General features: G+C 38.3%; 24 protein-coding genes. 5 read left to right on the forward strand and 19 right to left on the reverse strand.

All coding sequences use genetic code 11. The annotated features are described in order from the left end of the window. Positions 1-19: 19 nt before the first annotated feature. The 3 genes from NY607_RS18875 to NY607_RS18885 form a co-directional block, all read right to left on the reverse strand. A complete protein-coding gene (locus NY607_RS18875) occupies positions 20-1,405 on the reverse strand; it encodes a HAMP domain-containing sensor histidine kinase (RefSeq protein ID WP_259420151.1) in 1,386 nt (461 codons plus the stop codon). Beyond that, positions 1,402-2,076 (reverse strand): response regulator transcription factor, encoded by a 675-nt coding sequence (locus NY607_RS18880; protein WP_048392894.1) that lies wholly within the window; start codon positions 2,074-2,076, stop codon positions 1,402-1,404. The genes NY607_RS18875 and NY607_RS18880 overlap by 4 nt, the downstream gene beginning before the upstream one ends. A 112-nt stretch (positions 2,077-2,188) precedes the next feature. Further along, on the reverse strand, positions 2,189-4,216 hold the full coding sequence (locus NY607_RS18885; protein ID WP_259420152.1) for a diguanylate cyclase domain-containing protein: 2,028 nt from the start codon (positions 4,214-4,216) through the stop codon (positions 2,189-2,191). A gap of 542 nt (positions 4,217-4,758) precedes the next feature. On the opposite strand from NY607_RS18885, the gene NY607_RS18890 reads away from it, so the two are divergent. Next, complete coding sequence (locus NY607_RS18890; RefSeq protein WP_004230128.1) at positions 4,759-5,307, forward strand: GNAT family N-acetyltransferase; 549 nt, start codon at positions 4,759-4,761, stop codon at positions 5,305-5,307. Positions 5,308-5,387: 80 nt separating this feature from the next. Here NY607_RS18890 and NY607_RS18895 read toward each other — a convergent pair whose 3' ends face one another. Further along, complete coding sequence (locus tag NY607_RS18895; RefSeq protein WP_048392899.1) at positions 5,388-6,464, reverse strand: undecaprenyldiphospho-muramoylpentapeptide beta-N-acetylglucosaminyltransferase; 1,077 nt, start codon at positions 6,462-6,464, stop codon at positions 5,388-5,390. Between the two features lie 171 nt (positions 6,465-6,635). Between NY607_RS18895 and NY607_RS18900 the strand changes: the two genes are divergently transcribed. Beyond that, positions 6,636-7,982, forward strand: coding sequence for an MATE family efflux transporter (locus NY607_RS18900; RefSeq protein WP_259420153.1), 1,347 nt, complete (start codon positions 6,636-6,638; stop codon positions 7,980-7,982). 43 nt (positions 7,983-8,025) lie between these two features. Here NY607_RS18900 and NY607_RS18905 read toward each other — a convergent pair whose 3' ends face one another. The 9 genes from NY607_RS18905 to NY607_RS18945 all read right to left on the reverse strand — a co-directional run bounded on the left by NY607_RS18905 (position 8,026) and on the right by NY607_RS18945 (position 19,895). Further along, a complete protein-coding gene (locus NY607_RS18905; RefSeq protein WP_259420154.1) occupies positions 8,026-9,102 on the reverse strand; it encodes a Ger(x)C family spore germination protein in 1,077 nt (358 codons plus the stop codon). Beyond that, complete coding sequence (locus NY607_RS18910) at positions 9,092-10,120, reverse strand: GerAB/ArcD/ProY family transporter (RefSeq protein WP_259420155.1); 1,029 nt, start codon at positions 10,118-10,120, stop codon at positions 9,092-9,094. Before NY607_RS18910 ends, NY607_RS18905 begins: the two co-directional genes overlap by 11 nt. After that, positions 10,117-11,550, reverse strand: coding sequence for a spore germination protein (locus NY607_RS18915; RefSeq protein ID WP_048392906.1), 1,434 nt, complete (start codon positions 11,548-11,550; stop codon positions 10,117-10,119). The genes NY607_RS18910 and NY607_RS18915 overlap by 4 nt, the downstream gene beginning before the upstream one ends. 121 nt (positions 11,551-11,671) lie before the next feature. Further along, entirely contained in the window at positions 11,672-14,626 is a 2,955-nt protein-coding gene (locus tag NY607_RS18920) for an EAL domain-containing protein (RefSeq protein ID WP_259420156.1), read from the reverse strand. A gap of 162 nt (positions 14,627-14,788) precedes the next feature. Continuing rightward, complete coding sequence (locus tag NY607_RS18925; protein WP_259420157.1) at positions 14,789-15,100, reverse strand: helix-turn-helix domain-containing protein; 312 nt, start codon at positions 15,098-15,100, stop codon at positions 14,789-14,791. Positions 15,101-15,202: 102 nt separating this feature from the next. Next, positions 15,203-15,892, reverse strand: a complete 690-nt coding sequence (locus NY607_RS18930) for a CAP domain-containing protein (protein WP_048392912.1) — start codon at positions 15,890-15,892, stop codon at positions 15,203-15,205. A 443-nt stretch (positions 15,893-16,335) separates the two neighbouring features. After that, positions 16,336-17,238 (reverse strand): CobW family GTP-binding protein, encoded by a 903-nt coding sequence (locus tag NY607_RS18935; RefSeq protein WP_131520259.1) that lies wholly within the window; start codon positions 17,236-17,238, stop codon positions 16,336-16,338. Positions 17,239-17,306: 68 nt separating this feature from the next. After that, positions 17,307-18,821, reverse strand: a complete 1,515-nt coding sequence (locus tag NY607_RS18940) for a lmo1851 family serine protease (RefSeq protein WP_048392917.1) — start codon at positions 18,819-18,821, stop codon at positions 17,307-17,309. A gap of 300 nt (positions 18,822-19,121) precedes the next feature. Beyond that, the gene (locus NY607_RS18945) at positions 19,122-19,895 is read right to left on the reverse strand and encodes a GNAT family N-acetyltransferase (RefSeq protein WP_259420158.1); all 774 of its coding nucleotides are present in this window, start codon (positions 19,893-19,895) and stop codon (positions 19,122-19,124) included. A gap of 131 nt (positions 19,896-20,026) precedes the next feature. Here NY607_RS18945 and NY607_RS18950 point away from each other — a divergent pair, with 131 nt between their 5' ends. Next, positions 20,027-20,305, forward strand: a complete 279-nt coding sequence (locus NY607_RS18950) for a translation initiation factor 2 (RefSeq protein WP_131520261.1) — start codon at positions 20,027-20,029, stop codon at positions 20,303-20,305. Between the two features lie 43 nt (positions 20,306-20,348). Here the strand turns inward: NY607_RS18950 and NY607_RS18955 are convergent, their stop codons facing one another. The 5 genes from NY607_RS18955 to fabZ form a co-directional block, all read right to left on the reverse strand. After that, entirely contained in the window at positions 20,349-21,095 is a 747-nt protein-coding gene (locus NY607_RS18955; protein WP_259420159.1) for a polysaccharide deacetylase family protein, read from the reverse strand. A 63-nt stretch (positions 21,096-21,158) separates the two neighbouring features. Further along, entirely contained in the window at positions 21,159-21,617 is a 459-nt protein-coding gene (locus NY607_RS18960) for a DinB family protein (protein WP_259420160.1), read from the reverse strand. Then, positions 21,601-22,095, reverse strand: coding sequence for a hydroxymyristoyl-ACP dehydratase (locus NY607_RS18965; protein WP_259420161.1), 495 nt, complete (start codon positions 22,093-22,095; stop codon positions 21,601-21,603). Before NY607_RS18965 ends, NY607_RS18960 begins: the two co-directional genes overlap by 17 nt. Before the next feature lie 88 nt (positions 22,096-22,183). Then, positions 22,184-22,366, reverse strand: coding sequence for a hypothetical protein (locus tag NY607_RS18970; RefSeq protein WP_131520265.1), 183 nt, complete (start codon positions 22,364-22,366; stop codon positions 22,184-22,186). 17 nt (positions 22,367-22,383) lie between these two features. After that, positions 22,384-22,809, reverse strand: a complete 426-nt coding sequence (gene fabZ, locus NY607_RS18975) for a 3-hydroxyacyl-ACP dehydratase FabZ (protein WP_048392930.1) — start codon at positions 22,807-22,809, stop codon at positions 22,384-22,386. A 212-nt stretch (positions 22,810-23,021) separates the two neighbouring features. On the opposite strand from fabZ, the gene NY607_RS18980 reads away from it, so the two are divergent. Together NY607_RS18980 and NY607_RS18985 are read left to right on the forward strand one after the other, a co-directional pair. Then, on the forward strand, positions 23,022-23,639 hold the full coding sequence (locus NY607_RS18980; protein WP_004230157.1) for a LysE family translocator: 618 nt from the start codon (positions 23,022-23,024) through the stop codon (positions 23,637-23,639). Positions 23,640-23,725: 86 nt separating this feature from the next. Then, positions 23,726-24,205 carry a DinB family protein gene (locus NY607_RS18985; protein WP_259420162.1) on the forward strand — a complete coding sequence of 160 codons (480 nt, stop codon included), beginning with the start codon at positions 23,726-23,728 and terminating at the stop codon, positions 24,203-24,205. A 23-nt stretch (positions 24,206-24,228) separates the two neighbouring features. On the opposite strand, the gene NY607_RS18990 is transcribed toward NY607_RS18985, so the two are convergent. Next, positions 24,229-25,167 (reverse strand): DUF2268 domain-containing putative Zn-dependent protease, encoded by a 939-nt coding sequence (locus NY607_RS18990; RefSeq protein WP_237900737.1) that lies wholly within the window; start codon positions 25,165-25,167, stop codon positions 24,229-24,231. Positions 25,168-25,171: the final 4 nt, after the last annotated feature.

The raw sequence follows: 25,171 nt of genomic DNA on the forward strand, positions 1-25,171 counted from the left end.
AATAAAGCGTGTATTTTTCTTAATATTTTAGCGGGATTTTCAGCAAGAAAACGGTTCCAATATTAACCTCACTCTTGACTTCTACTGTGGCATTGTATTTTTCAAGTAACATCTTCGAAATACTAAGTCCTAAGCCTGTGCCCCCAATTTGGCGATTTCTTGCTTCATCCACTCGATAAAAACGATCAAAGATAAACGGAATATTGTCTTGTGCTATTCCTATACCATTATCAGCAATTTCTAAACATGCATAATTTCCAGCAACAGAAATAGAAATTTGTATCTCAGGAATTTTTTCACAATAACGAATGGCATTCTCTATTATATTACGAACGATTTGACTTAGTGCATTTTCGGTGATAAATAACGGACCAATTTCACCATGTTTCGACAGCGATATTCGCGCTTGTGGATGAACAAGCTTTACCTCATCCATCACTGCTTCGATGACCACTAATGCATTGGCCTCACTTGTTTCATCTTTTTCCTCACGCCGTGCAAGTTCTAATAATTCCTCAATCATTTTGCGCATACGAGCAATTTCTGTTAAGGAGGTATTAATAGATTCCTCTAATATGGCAGGATCATGTTTGCCCCATCTTTTTAAAAGAGAAAGATGCCCTTCAATTGCTTGAATCGGCGTACGCAGCTCATGAGAAGCATCGGCGACAAATTGCTGCTGCTGGGTAAATGAGATTTGCAGCTCATTCATCATGGCATTGTACATCTTCAGTAAATCACCAATTTCGTCATGTGATGTATAGGTTAGCTGTATAGGCTCCTTAAATCCTTGATCCATCACGGTTTTCATGGATGCACGCAATTCGTGTAGTGGCTTCATTAAATAGTTCGCTAGATAATAGCCAATAGAGCCAGATAACACTAAGGCTCCTATCCCTGCAATCAGCATGGCTGTCAAGAGATAACGCATGAGAGATTGAAAACTAGTTAACGGATGAATCACTTGAATATAGCCTTGGAAAAAGCCCATCCGAATCGGTTCATTGATGACCAATACATCCTGCTTATCAATGGTCATCTCAAAAATTTCTTGCAACGAATTAAGTGGTGCAGCAGCAGAGGTATCATTAATTCGTAAAATATCCACCCCATCAGCATTAAATATTCGGACCGTTTCATCACGATCCGCAATCGATTTAAGCAAGCCTGTATTTTGCTGAATTTGCTGAATCGTAATTGTAGGACCCTGGGACTCTAAAAAAGAGATGATATCCTTACTTGTCCGATTGACTTTACTCTCCTCATCGTTTAATAACCATGTATGCAGAGAAAGATAGACGACTACACAAATAATCGTAAAGCTAATAAAGATGACACTGCTTGAGGTCAGCATCCATTTTTTTTGCAGGGACTGCTGACGTAAATAATTTCTTAACTTATTCATTCTCGCATCACATACCCAACACCGCGAACGGTTTCAATATAATCATTCATCGCCCCAGGGAGCTTTGTACGTAAATGTCTGATATAAACATCTACTACGTTGGTCTCGATATCCGTATCATAGCCCCAAACGGATGTTAAAATATGCTCTCGTGTACATACTCTATTTTTGTGCTCGATTAATAGTTTCAATAAGTCATATTCTGTCTTTGTTAGATCAAGTTTATTCCCCTGAACGAAAACTTCATAGGCAGCTACATCTATTTCAATATCACGTAGGCATAAAGATTCACTGCTTGTCTGCTCTGGCGTGACACGACGTAAAATCGTCCGTATCCTAGCCAGCAGCTCTTCTATCGCAAAAGGTTTGACGATATAGTCATCAGCCCCTGCATCGAGTCCTGCTACACGATCCATCACAGCATCTCGTGCCGTTAATAAAATGATTGGTACTTGTGATTGTGTTCGGATACGACGGCAAATCTCAATCCCATTAATACTTGGTAACATCACATCCAGTAAAAGTACATCAAAATTTTCCGATGTTGCCAAAGCCAATCCTTCTCGACCATCAAAGGCAGTTTTTACTTCATAGCCTTCGTGTTGTAATTCAAGTTCGACAAAGCGAGCGATATGCTTTTCATCTTCTACCAACAATATCTTCTTAGGCATCATATCACCTTCTATTCCAAAATAACGATGTAGGATTTTTATCCCTATACTGTTATAGCATAACATCAAATAAAAAGTCTGTCTCACAAGGAAAACCTTGTGGACAGACTTTTTAGTGTATATCTGAAATGGAGAGGTTGTTTTTCCCCGACTCTTTTGATTTATATAATGCTTGGTCAGCTAAATCCATTAGCTCATCCAATGTTCGAGCATGGTCTGGGTAATAGGCAATGCCAATTGAAGCAGTTGGTGTAAAAAGATTGTCCTCTATCATCCAGCCTTCTGCTAATTCATCACGAATCCGTCGAATAATATGCATAATTTGATGATGTCTTTTTTCCTGATCTCTTGTTAAGCCAGTTAAGATGACAATAAATTCATCGCCACCTATTCGAATAACCATATCATGGCTTCGAACTGTTTTGTTCAAGGAACTGCCGAATCGCTGAATAAACGCATCGCCCGTCTCATGGCCAAAGCGATCATTTACTTCTTTAAAATCATCACCATCTATATAGAGCATCGCCACACAGGTTTGATTTTCATTTGCTTCTGCTAGGATTTTAGGAAACTCCTTTTCTAAAAAACGCCGATTAGGTAGCTGTGTTAAAGCGTCGTGATAGGCTAAATACAGCAAATCATTTTCCCTTTCTTTGCGATGTGTAATTTCACGAGACACCATCATAATTTGAGAAACTTTTTCACGTTCAGGGTCGTGCACAACCGTGACATTTCCTTCTGTCCATATTGGTGTTCCATCTTTCGCCTTCAGTAAAAGTTCAAACTGTGAATCTGTTTGCCCTGTATAATTATTCAAGAATGTTTGCCATTCGCCTTTACTTTCTCGATCAATAATGTCACTGTAAAACTGTCCTTGTAGCTCTACATTTTCATAACCTAAATAAATACCATAGGACGGGGAAGCATAAATAATGATGCCATCCTCATTTGTAATCACAATTAAATCATTTGTATTTTCTGTGATGAGTCTGAAAGTACGTTCAATATTTTTTAATTCTGTGAACATTCTTTTCTTATCCGTAATATCATAGTTAATGGTTAAAATTTGTTCGATTTGACCAAACTCATCTTTTAATGGAACGATGGTAGTTTCTACCCAGTAATCTGCATGATATTTCGTTCGATAGCAAAGTTCTCCACGCCACATTCCCATCGTGTCCAGCTTATCTTCAATTATTTGAAAAAGGTCTTGCCCACGGAATCGTGGTTCAATCAATGCGTAGGGCTGACCGATTAACTCCTCCGCCGTGTAGCCAGAAGCCTGTAAAAACATCTCACTCACTTCGGTAATGTTACAATTATGATCTAATACAGCAATGGCTGTAGCTGAATTTAATGCAGATTTAAATACTTCTAGCCCGTGAGACTTCGAGCGTAATTCTGCTTTTTGTAAAGTAAATTGTGTAAAATCTTGCATGATAAGAAATATGGCAAAGGAATTATCATCCTGCATCACTGGTGATAGTGACAGTAAATACATGCGTTCCTGCTGGTCCAATGTATGCAATTTAATAAACTTCTCGCCAACGTTTTCCCCTCTTGCAGCTTTCTGCAAACAAATTTTTATTTGTTCAACTTCTTCCTTTGGAATAATCGGTAAATCCACAAACATTTTCTGTTTGACGGTTTCATTATCTAATTGAAAATCTTCCATAAAGCTTGAATTCACTTCGTATATCATTCCTTCAGCCGATAAAATGACTGTTGAGAAAAAGGCATGGTCAAACATGGACCGCATAAATAAAAATTTATCTTCAATACTGCGGTCATAAAGTATTTCCTTCGTGATGGCTAAAATATAGTCTTCGTTCTTATATTTCAACGGTCTGACGGATGTTTCATATTTACGAACCTCCGACTGAACATATGCATAATCTACATAGTCAACCTGTTTATGTTCTCTAATGGCCTCATGGTAATTTTTCTGAATGATCAAAAAATTACGCTTTGAGGTAACGGTCGAAATCATTTTACCAATCGCCTCATTCGATAACAGATCTTGAGCTGCTTGATTTAAGCGAATATATTGATAATCGTCCCCTACTTTTTTCACGAGAAAAACAAAATCCTTGCCAATAAATAATGAGTTAAAGAAATCTTCGCTTAAAATATACTCCATGCTGTCACCTCCAGAAAAGCCATTGCCATCATGATAGAAATGTTCGTATGTATGTGTTGTTAGATTAAAAATAATACTACTATTATAACATAAAAATAAAAAATTACCTTTCTAGAATCGTAAAAATTATATCCTTTTAAGGATAATATTTGATATATTACCTATTATAACAAGCCAACAATCCTACTAAAGATGTAGATAAATGATTAATATTAGTTAAAATTGATAGGTTAGTCTTAATGCTAAAAAACAACAATATTATGGATAATCACATTTCATTTATCAGAATTTACTGACTATTAAACTCAAATTTTGTTTTTTTACGAGCAAAATGATTGCATCAAGCAGTTTATATGTTATATTATATTTAAAAAACTAGCCTTTTTTCGGTATGGTCGAAATCAGTAAGACAGCGGGAGATTATGGAATATCATAGTTATAACGTCTAGTTCTTTGGGTTTTAATTCCAGTACGAATTTTAGTTTTCTTCTTTATGCTTCAACGGAATTGTTTTAACTACCCTAGTAAAGGAGGCGTTTCGTATGCTTAAACATCGAGACCTGCATGAATGTACAGAGCTTTATGAGCTATTATCACACCCTTCTGTATTCCCTTTTGTCCGTCAAAAAGCCACATCCGCTGATGAATATTGGTTTATGACAAAACAACTGATTGAAGAGGAAGCGAGAGGACTCGCTATCTCGAGGACCATAACTGATGATTGGGGTCAACCAATCGGCACCATTAGTATTCACGATGTGGAGGACGGTGCAGGCTTTCTAGGAACGTGGATTGGACTCCCTTACCAAGGTAAAGGTTATAATCAAAAAGCAAAAATGTTATTTTTGAACGAGTTATTTTTTGACTATAATTTTCATACGGTCTTTCTCCGTATACGTGTTGAAAATTTAAAATCACAGCGTGCTGCTTTAAAGCTTCCCTATGTGGTGAGTGCCAATGAAAGTCATCCAACATTATTAGCGCAGGTTAATAGCGGTGAGGCACAATTTAATTTATTTAAAATTCCAAAAGATTTATTCTACCTAACAACTGCACATCAAATGCAAGAAGGCGAAGAGCAAGCAATGTAGTGTGTATATATAAAAGAGAAGCTATAAGGTTTTGTCATTTCGACCTACCTCATAGCTTCTTTTCTTTTTTCAAATAGCACTTATTTCTTGTACCGTAAAATTAATGACGCCATTTCATCTGGTGTTTTTGGTTTTTGAGTTTTTGCCATTGTCTCCACCATTTCCACTTTACGCTCTGTTAGTGTATGAACAGACTTCATAAAAGATTCCTTCGTCAACTCGTCTTCCTGTAACACTTCTGCGTAACCTTGTTTTTTAAACAAGTTGGCATTTAAAATTTGATCTCCACGGCTTTTTTGCGCTGAGAGAGGCACTAATAGCATCGGCTTGTGAAGCGCTAAAAATTCAAAAATGGAGTTAGAGCCTGCTCGTGACACAATAAAGTCTGCAGCATGCAATAAATCAGGTAACTCAGTTGTCACATACTCAAATTGCTTGTAGCCTGGCATTGCCTCCAGTGCTTCATCATAATTCCCCTTCCCACATAAATGAATGATGTGAAATTGCTTGAGGAGCTCTGGTAAGTTTTTACGTAGTGCCTCATTTAAGACAACAGAGCCTAAACTCCCTCCCATAACAAGTAAAACAGGCTTTAAAGTAGAAAAGCCGCAGAAAGCTAGCCCCCTTGCTCTTTCTCCCTCAAATAACTCAGGACGAATAATGGAGCCTGTGCAAGTAGCCTTCTCTTGAGGTAAATGCTTCAGAGTTTCTTCAAAAATTGTGAATACATGTGAAGCAAAAGGTAAGGCTATTTTATTAGCAAGACCAGGTGTTACATCAGATTCATGGATGACGACTGGCACACCTGCTAATTTCGCTGCCATCACAACGGGTACAGAGACAAACCCTCCCTTTGAAAAGACAACCTGTGGCTTCACTTTTTTAATAATACGAAAAGCCTGCATCATTCCAGCAAGCACTTTAAATGGATCTGTAAAATTTTTCATGGAGAAATAACGACGCAATTTACCACTCGCAATGCCATAAAACGGAACATCGGGGAACGCCTCGCCAATTAATTCTTTTTCAATACCTTGCTCTGAGCCAATATAGTGGACATCATAACCAAGTTCTAGTAAAGACGGGAGTATCGCCTGATTTAACGATACATGGCCAGCTGTCCCACCACCGGTTAAAATGATTGTTTGTTGTTTCACACAAATTCTCCTATTCCTTAAAAACCATTGTAGTTAGCACTACTTTTTGTTTACAGTGTTCTATTTTACTATATGCTGACGAAAAGATATAGATGAAGCATGAAAATTTCAGCTTTTCTCTCTTTACATATGCTATACTTGTTCATTATGTTCATGAAGGAAGTAGAAAATATGTATCAAACATCCACAATTAAGGAAAAATACGTGCTACTCTTAAAAATGATTGTCCCTATTTTAGTGACACAGGTAGCTATTTATCTTATTTCATTTTTTGATATTTTAATGTCCAGTCGTTACGGGACGGTTGATTTAGCAGGTGTTTCGATTGGTTCCTCTATCTGGATGCCGATTTATACTGGACTTTCAGGTATACTCCTAGCTATTACGCCAATTGTCTCACAGCTTGTGGGAGCGAAAAAAGAGATGGATGCAAAAAAGGCAGTCCAGCAAGGCATTTATGTCGCCATATTGCTGGCGATCCTTATTTTTACAGGACTCTTCTTTGGCATTGATTGGATACTTAGTAAGATGAACTTAGAGTCTGCTGTACATAGCATTGCAAAAGGCTACATCTATGCGATGTGTGCGGGTCTTTTGCCACTTTTCTTATTTTTTGTTATGCGTTGCTTTATTGACGCCCTTGGTCAGACACGGGTCACGATGATCATTACCTTAATGACAACACCCATTAATATCGTGCTGAACTATATCTTTATTTTCGGCAAATTTGGTGCGCCTGAGCTTGGCGGCATCGGAGCTGGTGTAGCGACAGCAATAACGTACTGGCTAATATTCATGATTACAGTATGGATCATCGCTAAACGAGTACCGTTCGAACGATTCCGTCTGTTTCATGATTGGCCAAAGCTTGAATGGCTTCGATGGAAGGAAATTTTATTGATTGGGGTACCGATCGGTATTTCCCTATTTGCAGAAACAAGTATTTTTTCTGCTGTGACCATGATGATGAGTAATTTTAGCACAGAAATCATCGCAGCCCATCAGATTGCCATCAATTTCACTTCTCTGTTATACATGGTTCCGCTCAGTATTTCTATGGGTGTCACCATATTAGTAGGTTTTGAGATCGGCGCTGGTCGCATGCGAGATGCTCGTATGTATAGTTATCTATGTGTAGGCACAGCCATTTTATTTAGCTTTATATCAGCTTGCATCTTGTTTATTTTACGTGAACCTGTAGCACATATGTATACGACAGATCAGATGGTACTTGAGTATGCCGTACAATTTTTAGTCTACGCAGCCATTTTCCAGCTATCTGATGCAATACAAGCACCAGTACAAGGCGCATTGAGAGGCTATAAAGATGTTACGATCACGTTTATCATGGCCATTATATCTTATTGGGTGATTGGCTTGCCAGTTGGGTATACCCTTGCCACACATACGGATTTCGGCCCATTTGGCTATTGGATTGGCCTTGTGGCAGGTTTAACAATGGGCGCAATTACTCTTTTAATTCGTCTATTGGTTGTTCAAAAAAGAGTCACTGTTTAACAACAAAAAATCGCTTTTCTCTAACTTGAGAAAGGCGATTTTTTTAGCGTAAAACACCTGTACGAATGATTTTCACTTGAACAGACGGCACTAGCTGTAAGGATGCATAGACAGCATGCCAATCCTTCTGAAACATTTTGGGGTGATAGGCACGAATATATCGACCAATCCCCAACGTATCCGATTGCTGACTTTGAAGAATCCGCAAAACCTCCTCAAACTCTGCCTGCACATGATCTTGAATCGACTGCTGAACCTCCTTGAAAACGGGGTCTTTATATAAATGGTCATGTGCAAATTCCTCAATTTCTACCTCTATGAGATAATCCATGTCTATTCTTTTTAATTCCTCATTCACCGTCCATTGACGCTTGATATGAATAACATCAGCCGTGATTGGCATCGATTTTCCATCATGCTTCCACATATAGCTCATCCGCGCTTGTTTGCTAGGTTGATTCATTAAGAGAAGCATCGTGAGAGATTGTTTTGGTGTTAATATTGTACCCGTAAACGTTTGACCTGAGAACAAAGCGACACCTGCCGCAACAGCATGCTTTTTATCCTCACTTAACTGAATATACGGAAGTGCTATATCAATTGTCTGTTCAAATAGCATGGAGCCAACCGTCTGTAAATCTAATTTCGGAAAAATTGTATTTTCCTCTGTGCTTTCCATAAAACGTTCATAATAGCCTCCTGCCCCCCCTGCTAAATCCTTTGTTAGCTCTATAAACGGCTTGACATCCCCTTCTGTTACAGCAATTTTTATCGAAATCGGGTTTTGGGGATCACGAAAATAAATATCCAAAATATCATAAAGAGGCTCTCTTACCGTTTGGTCCGATACAAGGATGGTCGATAGCTCAGATAAATCAAGTGTTTGTTCTACTTTTAAATTGGCTTGATTCCGTACATCTCTTGGTGAAATGCCGTCCGCTTCAATCACTTCATTTTGCTGAGCTGCTGTATTCGGATAGGCATAATATCCCTTGTACGCCCCTATATATCCGTCCACCCCAACGAGCGTCACAACGGAAGCGTTTTTATAAAGTCGTTCATCCCAACAGCCAGCTAAAAGTAACATAGACAAGAGGAGCATAATCCCTTTACGATACACGTTTTCCCCTCCATTTATTCCAACAAATTATCATCATTGGTAGTAGAATCGTAAACACAATGAGTACGTAGTGTATAGAATTTTTGATAAACTCAATGCGCTGAAATTGCATGACAAATAGCGGCAGGATGGCTAAGAGAAGATGAAAAAAAACAATACTTCGTTTCGGATGCTTCCGTTTTTTTGACAAATAAAGCACACGAAGGGACAAACCGTAGATCATGACCGTAACAATGGACCAAGAAAGCCAAATATAGATGAAAAAAATATCCAGCCGTTTTACAAAATTCACTTCCTGTGATTTTAAAATATACATAATAGGCTCTGGTATTAGTTGAACCTCCTCCAAAGCAAAGAACATTTGTGTAAAGACAACCGAAATAAAATAAAAGATAAAAATGACAAGTTGATAAATCAATAAGGGCTTTCCCTTCACCTGTAAATCCTGTTTGAGAAATGGACGATAAAGGAGGTACATTTCAATCCCAAAAAAGGCATACATGCTATGAATCATGCCCGCCATGATTTGCCTAGTATTGTTCCACTCAACGGGAAAAAGATTACTCCACGTTAAATCTGGAATAGCCAGCATTAAAAAAATGACAAAGAGGAAAATGATAGGAATTAGCATGACACCAATATTGATGATGGTTTCTGGTCTAACTAAATTGGCATACAAAGATAGCCCTACAATCATCATGACAACAATCCATTCAGGTGTTCGGGGCAAGACCCATGAGGCCAGAACATACCCCATATAGGCAATTAATACAGCTGTTATTAATAACCAATAGATCAGATAGACCCAGCGAAAGAACCCATTTAAAAAGAAAAATTGATAATAGCGTTCAAAAAATAACAGCAAGCCGTAATGGAAGATGCTAGCAAGGAAGAAGACATACCATGCACTATGTTGACTGTATATGATTAACGGTGTTTGAAAGGCAATGTAGACAACACCTGTCTGAATGATAAAGAGTAGTAAAAAAAATTGTGCCTTTGATAGAGAAAAATTCATGGTGTATCCTCATTTTTTCCCTTTTCATCCTTCGGTGGTTGAAAGGAAGTAACTTGGACTGTCGGTCTAATAAATGGCCAGCGTAAAAAAATTTTATAAACAGCTTTCGGTTGAAATGGTACGATAGGTGAAAAATACGGCTGTTTCAATGACGTTAAACTAATTAAATGAATTAATAGGATGACAACTCCTACCACAATGCCTAAAAACCCAAATAATGAGGCAAGTAGCATAAACGGAAAACGGATCATGCGAATCGTGCTATTCAATTCAACGGACGGGACAACATAGCTTGAAATGGCCGTTAAGGCGACAACAATGACCATTAAGTTCGACACGAGTCCCGCACTTACAATGGCATCTCCTATCACTAATCCCCCTACGATCCCAATCGTTTGCCCTACTGATTGTGGTAACCGAATACTTGATTCTCGAATGAGCTCCATAATAATCTCAAGTATCAGTGCTTCAATTAACGGTCGATAAGGTATATCATTAACATCATTTTTTACTTGATTACTTAATTCTAAGGGTAATACCTCAAAGTGAAAGCTAATCACAGCAATATAAAATGCTGGTAAAAAAACCGCCGTTACAAACGACAGCAAACGCACTATTTTATAAAAAGAGCCAACCACTACCCGACTATTATAGTCATCAGGTGTTTGATAGAAAGAGAAAAATGTCACAGGGCCAATCAAGGCAGACGGCGAAATATTGGTCATGACCACAACTTTACCCTCCACTAAGTGGGCTACCACACGATCTGGATGCTCTGTATTTAACAATTGTGGAAATGGCGATAACACGGAATCCTCTAGTGCATCACTTAACTGGCCAATACTATAAAAATAGTCGATTTTAATGTCCGCAATCCGCTTTTCCATCTCTTGTAAGGTTTCAGGCTGTATAACCCCATCCATATAGAGATAATAAGCTTTAGTGTTAGTTTGTTGTCCAATTGTAAAAGATTTGACCACAAGAGCGGGATTATTCACTCGCTTTCGTATCAATGTTAAATTGGTATCCGCCCGCTCCACAAGACCCTCATGGGAGCCTCGCAGAATATGTTCATTGTTTGGCTCCTCAAGATTACGACGAACTTCATTGGTAATCGCTAACGTCAGCATTTTTCCCGTATCAGGCAAAATCACGAGCGTTTCACCTTGGCAAACCCGTTCAATCGCTTGCGGTAGCGCAAAATTATCGAGTGTTGTAAGTAGGGTTTCACTCCAAAAAGGTTTTTCTGTATCTAAACGTGCATAAATTGTATCCAGTATTTTTTGTACTTCCTTCGCATCAACAAGAGAAGCGTAAAAGCATAAAATAGCCGTGTCCCCTTCATGCCAATCTATTTGTCTGACGGTCAAATCCGAGGAATGGTAGAATGCTTTTTGTAGGCTTTTGATCATATACTCCACTTTATCCATAAAACGCCTCCTCTACTGGAGAGTATAAGCATTTTTCGTGTATTTCAAACGCTTAGTTCGTGTGATTCCACGCCATGAAAAAAAGATGCCCTCTAGAACATTTGGGCATCTTCATGATCAGCTATTTTTTAAAATAAGCTTCAATATCCTCATACATAAAGGGCGTTCCCTCTATTTTTTCATGGTGATTATGCAAGGCTGTCATTCGATTGATGATCGGGGCTAATTTTCCTTCATCCTCCTGCGTCAAATTAAAGGCGACGCCATAAGAATAGATTTGGTATTTTTCTTCTAAGGTCCATCTAAAAGTACCCTCTAGGTTAAATGATTGATTCATTAAAATAAAGCTAAATTTAAATTTCATCGTTTGATTAACGGGTAGCTTCAAAGAAGAGCGAATCTTCATGCCGCCTAAGCTAATATTTTCAATGATGATAGGTGTATGACCGATATTAATTTTTTGCTCATTCATTTCGATAATTGTCATGAAGCCCTTCACATAGGCCGGGAATTGAAAACGATAATATTTGCGTCGTTCCACCACAGGTTTTATATGAACAATGGCTTTTTGTGGTGTTAAAATGCCTTGTGCCAGCATTTTTTCAAAGGCTTTCGCGGGAACAGCCTTCGTATAAATACTACCTTGCAAATAATCACATTGTTGCTGCTTTAAAAAGATAAATTGCTCGTAACTTTCAACTCCTTTTGCCACAACCTGAATACCAAGCATTTTGGCTAAATAAATCGTTGCTGAAATGAGTCCATTTTCAATCGGACGATCATGACGAATTTCACGGATAAACGCTTCATAGATATGGAGTGTCGTTGGTTGGAATGTTCGCAATGATTCTAAGGAAGAGTAGCCTGTTCCAAAATCACCAATAGCAATTTTAACACCGATGTCTTGTAATTCTTTAAGAACGGTCATCACACTTGTACTATTTTTTAAGATGGTACTTTCGCTAATCTCGAACTGTATATAGTGAGCGTCAATTGAATTTACCTGTAATTGCTCTTGGACAAACTGAATAAAGCCCTTTTTCATCAGACGGATTGGCGATATCTTAATACTAATTGTTCGCAGCACATGCCCTTGCTGCTTCCAGTGCTGTAACAACGCACATGCTTTTTTAATCACCCAATCTGTAATGATGTGAATCATATGGTTTTCTTCCGCTAATGGAATAAATTCACCAGGTGACACAAGGCCCCATTCTTTATGATGCCAACGAATTAACGCTTCTGCACCGTTGATAACCCCCTTTTGCGGCTCCACCATTGGTTGGAAATATAATTCGAATTCCTCATTTAACATGGCTTGTCGCATATCTCGGTCTAACACATACTGTTTATAGGAAGTAATATCCTCTGTAAAGGCATAAATATGAAAACGATTCCTTCCCTGCTGTTGCGCATAGCATAAAGCTGAATATGCATTTTCTAATAAAATGTTTCTCGTTAAGCCCTCCTCTGGGTAAAAAGCAATACCAATACTAGCAGATAGGTGCAAGTGATAGTCTTTTATCGAAAAAGGTGTATCAAAGGTTTTCAGTACACGGCTAGCCAGCGCGTAAATATGTTGCTTGCTCACATATTTTTTCATGACAATGATAAAATGCTGATTGTCTAAACGTGCCATGTAACTGTGATCATCTGTTAGTGTTGAAAAGTAGTTGGTCACCGTGCGCAGAAGCTCATCACCGATTTTCGTACCTAGCGCATTATTTAAGATATGAAAGCGGTTAATCGAAATATATAATAGTGCGAAGGGTTCGCCAGCTAAGCATAAGGTATCAACTTTATCATGTAAGCTCAAGCGATTTGGTAAACCTGTCAATTCATCATAATACACTAAATAATTAAGCTTCTTTTCTCGTTCAATCTCCTTTGTCATATCAGTTACTAAGCCGAAAATATGGTTGACCTCCCCTTGCTGATCTAGTCTCGGCACAATTTGCTCCAGCAACCACTTTATCTGATTCTCCCCCGTTCGGATACGATAAATCACTTGATAGCTTTTGCCTGAAGCGAGATGATCAGTATACGCTAATACCTCCTCACGATGTGCAGGATGAATCATATTAATCCATACTTCTGAGTCATCATAAAGCTTAGCTAATGGAATACCAAGAATTCCTTCCAACCCTTTAGAGGCGAACAGCATATTGCCACGAATGGAATCTCGCATCCAAATCCCTGCATCTAAATTGTCAAAGATAGAATGATAGTTGGCTAATGTATCATTTAGTGTTTTCTCAAGTAGTTTGAAAGCCGTTTCGTCTTTGACAACCCCAATCATCTTAAAGGGCTTGTCATCCTTCCATATGACTTCGGCAGCTGCCTGTAGAAAACGCAGTTCATTGGTTTTACCGTGATAAATTCGGAAATCACTGTCAAAATTAGTCCCTTTTCGAGCATGATTAAATGCATCATATGTCCTTTCATAATCATCTGGATGAATGAACTGGAAAACGTGCTCAATACCATCGTTATCTGAACGTGCAAAGCCAAAAATATGATAAAAGTTATCTGAGCAAAACAGTTTGTCATGCTGAATAAAGTACTCCCAGCTCCCAACTGCCGCAATATGCTGGGCGTAATTTAAATGCTTCTCATGTAGCATTAACTGATGCTTCATGGCTGAATACGTGGACATATCTTCAATGATTAAATGGAGCCCCTCCGCCTGATTGTCGTCATTTTTGATTGGTATAAACGTCAGTACGAGGCTTAGGTTTTGTCCTTGATGCTGTAGTCTTTCAATATCAATCTTGACCGACTTTCCTCGTAATGTTCGATTGAACGCTCTTTTTAATCGTTTATAATCTACATCAGTCAGAATTTTCTTGAAATCTTCCGCATGACTAGGTCGATATTGTAATAGCTCATAGAGTGCTTCTTGATTGACGTAAATAATTTCGCCATCTGCCGCAAACACAATCATCATATCGGGGTGATACTTGGCAAAGGACATGGCATATGAAAATAAACGATGGTCTTGAGCTGTTGCCAGCGCAAACGTATGCGGTCTTTCTTCTTTTGTAAAAAACTGCTTTAATAGATTCGGCTTTTTCATCCATCTCACCTCTCCCTACTTTTTACCCACTACTTATTTATCAATTCCCCCAAAATACAGTTTAAAAACTACTATTTATAAAAGAGAAAGAAAAGTTTCATCGACCGTTTTTCGCTGGAGAAGCACTCTTTTTTATTAGGGGATGCCCCTATCCAATTTTTCTTAAGGTACTACGATTAATTCCATATCCAATAGCCAGCGATCAATGGCTTGCTTTGGATAATAGACTTTGTCCCCTACCTTTACATGAGGGATTTCGCTTATGTAACTATTTGATCCATCTTGCACTTCTGTTAATTTTAGCACTTCCACTACACTGATTCCTAAATAATCAGCCGCCTCTTGCTGTGACAATAGCTGGTGTTGCACGGATTCCTTTGGCTGCTCTTTTAAACTAGTGGCGATGAGCCAGCTTCCTATTAAAAACGACACGGCTAATGAGAAAATCGCCATTGCTATGCTATATTGTTTCAATTCTATCCTCCCTTTCTCATCAAATTTTACCATTAATTCAATAAAAAAAGATGCTCTATAAGCCTTTATAGACTTATAGAGCATCTTTCTATTAATAAATGATTATTTTTGGATAAATTGTTGTGTCCAGTAGTTACCTGATTTCACATAACCTACACCGATGTGCGTAAATTTACCGTTTAAAATGTTCGCACGGTGTCCTGGTGAGTCCATCCACGCTTGTACTACTTCTTGTGGTGAACGTTGACCTTGAGCAATGTTTTCACCTGCAGCTTTATAAGCGATGCCTAAAGCTTTCATACGATCAAATGGTGAACCAAATGTTGGGCTCGTATGTGAGAAATATTTATTTGTTTGCATATCTTGTGATTTTTCACGAGCTGCAGCCATTAATTTCGCATCTGTTTGAAGTGGTGATAAACCAGCTTTTGTACGCTCAGCGTTTGTTAATTTTACTACTTCTTGTTCAAATGCGTCCACATCTGAAGTTGTTGTTGATGGTGTTGAAGTAGTTGGTGGTGTTGCTGGCTTTTCATTTTGTGATGATTGATTATTATTTGGCTTTGTTGGTGTTGTATTATTTGTTGTTGGCGTCTCATTAGATGGTGTAGATGCCTGTGGAAGTTTAATCGTCCACTTATGATTATTGTTTGACCATTTATAATAATAAACATTACAGTTTGTTGATTGCTGTACGGAATTCCCCTCTGTTGTATTTGCAGCAGCAGAAGCTATTTGAATTGGAGCTGCTAAAAGAAATGTTGCACAAATTGCAGTTAGTGTTTTTTTCATGTTTGCAATTCCTCCTTCTCTGCCACTAATCGTAAGGGATGATTTTCATTAAAATCTTACCAACATCTGCTAACTACGCCAACGAAGAAGAAAATGCGCGAAAAACCACGTTTTTTTCGCGTTATTTTTTAGCAGGTTTCACCAATCTATGAAATACTTACGTTTGAAAGAGGGTTGACACCCCTCCTAAACTCGTAAATATTTTAGAAAATAAACAGCTGATATGAATAAAAAATGTATGTTTTATACACTCATTTTTTAATCGCCTTTCTTCATTACTTTCAATGCATCACCCTAGAGATGGCTAGTGTCGTAGCCTCATGTCAGCCTAATATTACAATTGTGTTACAAGAGCGTTACATTTCATTTACATAAAAATAAAACAACCTGTGTAAAGCTACACAGGTTGTTCACGTGCAGAAATTCACTGGTTGTTTTATTCTTCAATTCGCCCCAATAATAGGTAAAGCACTAACATTCTCTCCAATAATAACAAGTTTTGCTGGCATTTTCAGATATTCTGGGAGCCATTGCACCATTCCATAAGCATATTGGAACAACATTGGGTTTTTGATGCCCTTAATTGGTACATAGCCTTTCATACGATAAATCGTTTCAGGTAATGCACGCACCCAATCTTCAAACTGCTCCTGTGTAAATTCCTGATCTGTAAAATCTACTAAGCGAGAGCCCAGCTGCATAGAGGCTATTGGCGCTTTAACTATATCTGCTTTATCGACCTGTGTTGTTGCCTTCAGCCCCTCTAATAAGCTGAGTGGTACGCGTCCATTTGTCGTTTGCAATATAAAGGCATGAGGGTTCAGGCCCTGCAGTTCATAGACGACCTGACCTTGCTCTGCCTCTGTTAATAAGTCTGTTTTATTTGCTAACAATAGATGTGCATGGCGAATTTGCTCCAGAAATAAAGAGCGCACTTGTGGTGTTAATGTATTACGTTGTAGCCAGAGCTTAGAATCCGCCACCGTGATAATGCCTTTCACATTGAGCTGATCTGCAAAAAGCGGTGAAAAAACGGCATCCAAAGCTTCTACAGGATGTGCTGCACCTGTTGTCTCGATAATGAGCACATCAAAATCACTATCTAATAGAAGAGATTGAATTTGTGCCTCTGTTTTTTCAGCACCCGAACAGCAAATACAGCCCTCTAGCATCTCCTTTAGCGGGATATCCTTTTCCACTGCCTGCGAGTCAAATGGCAGCTTCCCGAGCTCATTCATAATAACAGCAGGCTTTAATTTCTTTTCTTTTAGCTGGCGAATGACATCTGTCAGCATGGATGTTTTGCCACTCCCTAAAAAGCCACTAAATAGGTACACATCTTTCATAGTAGTTCCTCCCATCAAAAAAGCTGTCGCAGATGCCGTGAAAGACAACTGTTGCGACAGCTACATTGTTAGTTTGTTGTTTCCTCTGTTTTTTCGGCTGTTCCTACAAGAAGCTCTTTCGCTTTTAGTAACTGAGGATCATCGGCTTTCATTTTTGCACGTAACGCATCCATTAAAGCATACGTTGTATTACCTGTTAGAATGCCTGTTTCTTCAAGGTTGTTCGCTGCTTGTAGTTTTTCTACTGCCTGTGCGGTATTGTCATCAAAGATCCCATCTACTTCACCAGGCTCATACCCTAGCACCTGAAGCATCTCCTCTGCTGCTTTCACAGAGTCAGATTGTAGGCCTGTCTTCATTTCTAAAGAGGCATTCAAGTATGGTAAAGAGGCATAGGATGGATACGCAACTTTGACATCAGGCTCAATTCCTTTTTCATTAATCCAGTTGCCCTTCGGTGTTAACCATTTACCTGTCGTAAATTTCAAATTAGAGCCGTCTTTTAACGGTGTAACATTTTGGACAGTTCCTTTACCGAATGATGTTTCACCAACAACTTTAGCACCAACTGACTCTTTTAATGCTCCTGCCAAAATCTCAGAGGCTGAAGCACTGCCACTATCAACTAGTACCGTAATCGGTAGGTTATATTTTTTACCTGCAATGGCATTTGTAATTTGAGGCTCCGCATCTTTTTCTTGTACCTGAACAATCGCCTTTCCTTCTGGTACAAAGAAATTAGAGATATCGACTGCAGCCTTTAGGTAGCCACCAGGATTTTGACGTAAATCTAAGACAATGCCCTTCATTCCTTTGCCTTCATACTCAGTAAGGATTTTTTCAAGCTCTTGGGCAGTTTGTTCACTAAATGATGTTACTTGAATATGGGCAATATTGCCATCCAGCATTTCACCATAAACGGTTTCGACTGGGATGTCATCACGAACAATCGTCATTTGAATAGGTTCCGTATTTTCGCCACGTTTTACCGTTAATTTTACGGGTGTTCCTTTTTCGCCACGAATCAGTGCAACTGCCTCTGTTGCACTTAAGCCCTGAATACTTTTCCCATCAACTGTTAAGATAATATCTTTTGGTAATAAGCCTGCCTTTTCAGCAGGAGAATTTTTGATAGGTGACACAACTGTAATATAACCATTACGTTCTTGGATTTCTGCACCAATTCCTTGGAAGCTTGAAGATAGGCCAGAATTAAATTGATCCGCTTCTTCCTTTACCATGAAATCGGAATAAGGATCGCCTAATGCATCAAACATACCATTGATCGCACCATCGACCACTTTTTCATCGTCAATATCTTGGTAATAGTTATTTTTCAGTAAATCAAATGCTTCATATAATTTTGTAAATTCCTCTCGTTCAATCGGAACTTTCACTTCTACTACTTTCTTATCACCAAAGGTTAACGCAAAAATCGTTAAACCTGCCGTAATAAGAATTGTAAAGAACATTAGCATGATAAATTTAAACGGTTTCAGTTGTATAAATTGTCCTGCCGGCTTTATTTCAGCTGGAGTCGGCTCCTGCTGCTGTTCTGTACTTTCTTTTTTCTGTTCATCCATCTTGATTGTCACCACTCTCATTTACACTAACTTGTTGTCACACTACTACCATCTTAACAGGTTATCCAGAAGACGAAAAGAAAAAGACTGTCAAAATTTCATGACAGACCTTGTCCGATCATGCTTCATTCTAACTAGCATTCCAGCACCTATTCAGCCATCATACTACTAAGTTTAGGCATATTATGGTACTGCCTTTTAATTTTACTCATTTCCTAGTAGCAGTCAACAAAAAACTCAAAGAATCATAGAAATGCTATAAGAATATAACGTGCCAGTATCCAAAAAAGTTGCATCCTATCAGGAATTATTCATGAGTTTTTGCAGTTTTTTATATACGGAATGCACGGTTAATCGATGAAAGGCAATCAATTGACCTTTATAAACCACTGAAAAAATACCATATGGTGTCGGTGATTTCTCCATCAGATCTTCTCTCGTTTGAAGATCCACCAGCACTGGCTGCAATCCTAATTTTTCGGCAGCTAATTGAATATTTTCCGTGGCGACGTCTACATATGGACATTGAAAGGAACGTAAAATCGTTAAATGAGGAAATCTCGTTAATCGTTCCTGCCAATTATCAGGAAAGTATGGCCGTTCAACGCTTTCATGAAATGGAAAGGCCCATAATTCAAAATCATTGAGTGCTGTTGCCATATGTTGAAACTGGTGCTGTAAAAATAAATCCTTGCTTGGCGTCCAGGAAGTTTGGTCATTCGTAATGACCACCACTCCCTTTTTTCCACGTTCCTTGGCATCCTTTAAGCATCTCTTCAGTAATTGTGTACCATAGCCCTTGCCCACTGCACTTACCCATAAACAGTGAATCACCACATAGCCATCTGCATGTACAACTCTTGAAGAGTATTCCGCGTCCGTATATTCTATAAAACCTACTTGTTTTTGATTTTCAAGTACTTGTATGTAATGTAAGCCCTTTTCAAATTGTTGATTAAGCCATTTGTTTTTGTTCTGGTAGCCCTCTGTTTTCTTCTTGCTTCGTAAACAAAAGCTGCCCTTCCCCTCTAACAGCTCACTATTCATTTCAATCAGCTCTATATGTTGTGTCAATGCTAGTCCCCCCATCCGTTGATTGTACTAATTTTACCATTTTTAGTGAATCATTCAACGATCATAGTAATCGCCTTTTCACTTGTTGTCGCATATGATGCAAGTAATGACAAATGTAAGGAGGAAGAATAATGGGGAGAAATAATAAACCGACCCAAGGCAATGAATCCATAGAAATTTATGCGGCTAAGCTATCCTATATTGGCACAGCCATTTCAACATTAGGGGATGGTTTACAAACCATTGCAGCGGGACTCGCATTAGAAGCGCTCCAAAACGCGAACAATGATTCTTCTCAAACGAATAATGGCAATGGAAATGGGCATCAAACAGTTAAAATAGATAATATGCAGAAACAAATTGATTATTTAATTGCTGAGCTTAAACACATCAAAAAAATGTTTAAATAACCTTTACATAAAGAAAAGTGTTGAAGACGTTTCTGCTTCAACACTACTGTTTTTTTTCCATTTTCTTATGTGTCCTTTGGATTTCCAATAATTCAGAAACCGTCACAAACTGATAGCCCTGTTTTTCAAGCTCCGGTATGATTTGTTCCATTGCCTGAACCGTTTGTGCTCGATTTCCCCCACCGTCATGAAATAGGACAATATTGCCTGCTTTCACACCTTTTAAAACGGTATTCACGATGCGCTGAACACCAGGGCTTTTCCAGTCAAGCGTATCTAAATGCCAAGACCACATCACAACCTTATAGCCTTTTTTGGCAATTGCATCAATCATCGCATCGGTATATTGTCCTTCAACTGGTCTAAATAATGTTGGCTGATAGCCTGTGACCCCTGCAATCACTTCATCTGTTTGCTGTATTTCTTTCATTAAATTGGTAACATTTGTTCTTAAAGGGTGTGTATAGGTATGATTGGCCAATTCATGTCCTTCTTCATACATTCTTGTAATCAGTTCAGGATTTTTCTCGGCATTTTGACCGACAATAAAAAAGGTTGCTTTTGCATTATATTTTTCCAATACATCAAGGATATCCGCTGTATATTTGCGATGTGGTCCATCATCAAAAGTTAGGGCAATGATCTTTTCATCTGTCTGAATTTCCCAAAGAATTTGACCTGCTTCCTCATAAAACTTTCTTCCTTTATTTTCAGAAGAACTCACTTTTACATAAAAAAGCGACACCGTGATTAGACTAAGTGGTAGTAAAAGCAATAAAAACTTTTTCACATTTTCACGTCCCCAAATAATTATTTTCGTACTTTATTATTTGAGGATTTCCTAAAAAAATGCTTATGTTTCGCATCCATTCATTAAAATTTGATGGTGGATATGATGTGCCAGATGGTGCATATACTCCTCTATCAACCATCCCAATGTCCTTTGTTGTTGATTCATCACACATGGCTGGGCCAATGTCTCTTCATCGAGGTGTTCCAGTACATACATGATTTTTTTGTTGATGCTTGTCCACAACATTAAAATATCTTCTATTGGTAATTCCTGATAGCCCTGTAACGCGACCCATTGTACTTGGTCGTATGTAGTTACTACATAGGGTGAAGCTTCATTCTGAACTTGAAGAAATCGTTCAAGATTGACAATAGCCGAATCACATAAATGACCGATTACTTCTTTTTTGGACCATTTTTTTGGAGCAGGTCGTTGTGTTATTTCCGCTTCTGTCATCACACGAAATACTTCTGGTACTTTTATAAGCCAATAATGTAATTGTTCAACTGTCTTTTGCACGAAGGTCACTCCCTTCTGAAACAATTGTTACGTAATAATCTAATAATGCAATCACTGCCTGCACTCGCTTATGTTCGATTTCAATTTTAAAGGAAATCCATATAATGGCGACATTAAAACTCAAGACGGCTAATGCAACAATTTGGACAAGCGACATGCCGTTCATGAGTTTGCTATTCATGGTTGTAGCAAGCAATGTAAACACGGATAAAATAACACCACTCATAGTAATAAACATGGGCTTCATGCGTATTATCTCATTTGCCTGTACCTTTAACAGATGGACAATCAATCGAAGCTCTTGCCTTGTATATTGTTGTTGAAGGATAACAAAATAGGACTGATATACATCCTTATCAAGCTTTTTATGCAATATATTTTTATGCATCTTTTGCACAAATTGATCACAGAAATCGTGCGCCAACGCTTGCTCTGGCTGTAGCTGTTCTTCTTTATGTTCTATAAAAGCGACCCTCAAACCTCCTCACCCTCTCATATTAAAACTTTCACTCCATTTACTATATGAAGGAAAGAGAGCCGTGTAGTACGAATTGAAACAAAGTCGTTTATTTTTGAGTGTCTTTTTGCCGCGCTCTACTTAATCCAAAAATAGCTGTTGCGAAAACAAAAACTACCGTACAAAGCCACATTGTCAACCCATTCCAAGCGCCTTTAGCAATCGTAATATTCGCTAATAGCGCTATTTGCATGATACAAACGGCGATATAAAGCATAAATGTGTAATTCAACTGAGAATCTCCATTTTCTAAGATCCAAAAGCGAAAACAAGATCCGTCTCGCAAACTATTTCTCCATCTACCATTGCAATCCCTCTGCCTTTCCCAACAGCGCCCTTCACACGTGTAATCTCCACTTCTAGATGTAGCTGATCACCAGGCTTTACTTGCTTTTTAAAGCGACAATGATCGATTCCTGCCAATAAACCTAATCTTCCCTCATTCCCAGCCTTTGTCAGCATAATCACTGCACTAACCTGTGCTAATGCTTCAACAATTAGTACACCTGGCATCACAGGATACTGTGGAAAATGACCTTTAAAAAACTCTTCATTAATCGTTACATTTTTCAACCCCACTGCGCGCTTGCCCTCTTCTAACTCCACAATACGGTCTACCAAAAGAAATGGATATCGGTGTGGCAAAATAGCTTGTAATTGTTGACTTGTTAACATATGAATTCCTCCAATGTATTTTTATAATCTTATTCTAACACTAAATATTAGTACTAGGTAATAAAATTTTATTAGTATTATCCATTAGTTTTCTGAATTATTTTTCATTATTTTTTCAATATTTCTTTATCGACAGCCACACAATAGCTAGAATATAATATTCCATGCATTCACCCTAGAATGATTAGTTTATTAGAATAGGATGGTTTCGCATGTTATCTTTTATCGCAATAGTTCTTTTATTATTTTTAATTCCAGGTCCTGCAGTTATTATTACCATTACGCAAACATTAAAAAGCGGAAAAAAGAATGGTATTTATACAGCTTTAGGTATTGGTCTTGGTGACTTGGTTCATACATTAGCGGCTGTTTTAGGTCTCTCTGCTATTCTAATGAAATCGGCCACTGCCTTTGAAGTGGTGAAATATATTGGTGTGGCATACCTTGTGTACTTAGGCATTCAGATGCTCCTCACAAAGCCAAAGAAAATTGAGCAACCGACTGTCGAACAAAGTCCTGCTAGTACTTCATTCCGTCAAGGCTTTTTAGCAGAAATCCTCAATCCAAAGACGGCACTGTTTTTCCTAGCCTTCCTACCGCAATTTGTTCAGCATAACGAGCAATCTGTCACAAGCCAATTGCTAACGCTCGGTATAACCTTTGTCGTGATGAGTGCTTTATATACAATCCTACTCGCAGTTATTACAAGCTTCATTGGCGAAAAAATCTTTACAAAAACAAGCGGTAGCTCACGCTGGCTCGAAAAGACAGTTGGCTTCGTTTATATCGGTCTCGGTGTCCGTTTAGCATTACAGACACAAAGCAGATAATTTGGAGAAGAACACAAAAAGTGTTCTTCTTTTTTTGCAGGAAAATGGAGGATTATAGCCAATAATATTAAAAAGGAGGGTTCCATTTGAATCAACGTCAAGAAAATTTATTTCAGCAGCTAGCCAATTATCGTGGCGAGCTGCTTCACTTACTCGAGCATGTGTCAGAAGAAAAAGCGAATATCATTCCAGCTGGATTTCATAATAATATTCGCTGGAATATGGGTCATGTTTATCTCGATCAATATTTATGGATAGAGGCATTAACAAAAGTAAAGGATGCAGATTTAGAAGCTTTCAAGAAATGGTTTGGCTTTGGGACATCACCAAAGCATTTTGACGACGAAACGCCGTCTTTTGAGGTGTTAAAATTGTATTTGGCTCAGCAGCCTGAACAATTAAAGGAACAGTATGGTCATCGATTATCAGAGGAATTCCCTCCTATTGACATGGGTATGCAAACCATTGAACAAGTACTGTTACGCACCATCTTTCATGAAGGGATGCATTTACAAGCAATTTTAACCATTCATCGATGCCTAAACGAAGCAACAGACCGAGTTTGATACTGGGTCTGTTGCTTGCTTGTTTATTGATAGTTTTCAAGATAGTTTCCTTTTTCAAAAATTTCTTTCGGACTTAAAGCAGTCCACTCCTCTATCGATACATTTGGATGCAAATCAAGATAGGATTTTACCATTTTATATCCCTCACTATACCCATATTGATAGGGTAAACCATTTCCACCTCTAATTATATCTAATGCACGATGCAGATCAGGCTTATCCAAATCTGCTGCAACATCTGCCCAGTAGACTTTGTTGTCATCTAAATCAACTCGCGTAAAGTTCAAATCAGGATAAACTAATTTTTCAAACATCACAGCCCTTCCTTCAAATATGAGATGGTCTAGCACCTTATTTTCACCACGTGGACGTTTTTCAGCTGCAACGCTATGATGATATTCATGAGCGATAATGGCCCTGATAGATTCATCAGTATAATATTTATTATAGAGTGCTGTTATTTTACCTGCACCAATCGTTACCATATTCGCGTTAACGTCTGTGGCTGGAAACACACATACCGTTGTTTCATTATTAGTTGGAAGAAATTCAGAAGATTTGAATAGACCCTCTTTGATACTCTTTTCAGTTGCTTCCCTATCAATTTTTTCGCTTAATAATTGATTTTCTTTCAATTGTTTGGGTGTGATATTCAACACCGTCTCAGCCATATTTATATATTCACCATTCTCAAAACAGGCACTATAAACAGGATCAATGACCTCTTTTCGATAGACATCCAATGGTGAACGATCTGGGTCCTTTTCTACCTTTTCCGTATAGTTTTGAAAAAGCTCATAAGCATGAACTATTTTATATGGTTGCTTCGTTTCTGGATGTTCGAATGAAACCGTGATATTATCTACATCCCGTTTTTCATGGGAAGGCTTTTCTGTTTGTGCACAGGCACTAAGTATGAAGCATAACATCATTAATACAACAAAACCCTTTACATAATTCATCCTT

The sequence above is a fragment of the Lysinibacillus sp. A4 genome, from assembly GCF_024919535.1.
GTDB lineage: Bacteria > Bacillota > Bacilli > Bacillales_A > Planococcaceae > Lysinibacillus > Lysinibacillus capsici.

Bases quoted from the DNA above. Each gene is read 5' to 3' on its own strand.
- NY607_RS18875 (WP_259420151.1), bottom strand. From the start codon at position 1,405: ATGAATAAGTTAAGAAATTATTTACGTCAGCAGTCCCTGCAAAAAAAA.
- NY607_RS18880 (WP_048392894.1), bottom strand. From the start codon at position 2,076: ATGCCTAAGAAGATATTGTTGGTAGAAGATGAAAAGCATATCGCTCGC.
- NY607_RS18885 (WP_259420152.1), bottom strand. From the start codon at position 4,216: ATGGAGTATATTTTAAGCGAAGATTTCTTTAACTCATTATTTATTGGC.
- NY607_RS18890 (WP_004230128.1), top strand. From the start codon at position 4,759: ATGCTTAAACATCGAGACCTGCATGAATGTACAGAGCTTTATGAGCTA.
- NY607_RS18900 (WP_259420153.1), top strand. From the start codon at position 6,636: ATGTATCAAACATCCACAATTAAGGAAAAATACGTGCTACTCTTAAAA.
- NY607_RS18910 (WP_259420155.1), bottom strand. From the start codon at position 10,120: ATGAATTTTTCTCTATCAAAGGCACAATTTTTTTTACTACTCTTTATC.
- NY607_RS18915 (WP_048392906.1), bottom strand. From the start codon at position 11,550: ATGGATAAAGTGGAGTATATGATCAAAAGCCTACAAAAAGCATTCTAC.
- NY607_RS18920 (WP_259420156.1), bottom strand. From the start codon at position 14,626: ATGAAAAAGCCGAATCTATTAAAGCAGTTTTTTACAAAAGAAGAAAGA.
- NY607_RS18930 (WP_048392912.1), bottom strand. From the start codon at position 15,892: ATGAAAAAAACACTAACTGCAATTTGTGCAACATTTCTTTTAGCAGCT.
- NY607_RS18935 (WP_131520259.1), bottom strand. From the start codon at position 17,238: ATGAAAGATGTGTACCTATTTAGTGGCTTTTTAGGGAGTGGCAAAACA.
- NY607_RS18940 (WP_048392917.1), bottom strand. From the start codon at position 18,821: ATGGATGAACAGAAAAAAGAAAGTACAGAACAGCAGCAGGAGCCGACT.
- NY607_RS18950 (WP_131520261.1), top strand. From the start codon at position 20,027: ATGGGGAGAAATAATAAACCGACCCAAGGCAATGAATCCATAGAAATT.
- fabZ (WP_048392930.1), bottom strand. From the start codon at position 22,809: ATGTTAACAAGTCAACAATTACAAGCTATTTTGCCACACCGATATCCA.
- NY607_RS18980 (WP_004230157.1), top strand. From the start codon at position 23,022: ATGTTATCTTTTATCGCAATAGTTCTTTTATTATTTTTAATTCCAGGT.
- NY607_RS18990 (WP_237900737.1), bottom strand. From the start codon at position 25,167: ATGAATTATGTAAAGGGTTTTGTTGTATTAATGATGTTATGCTTCATA.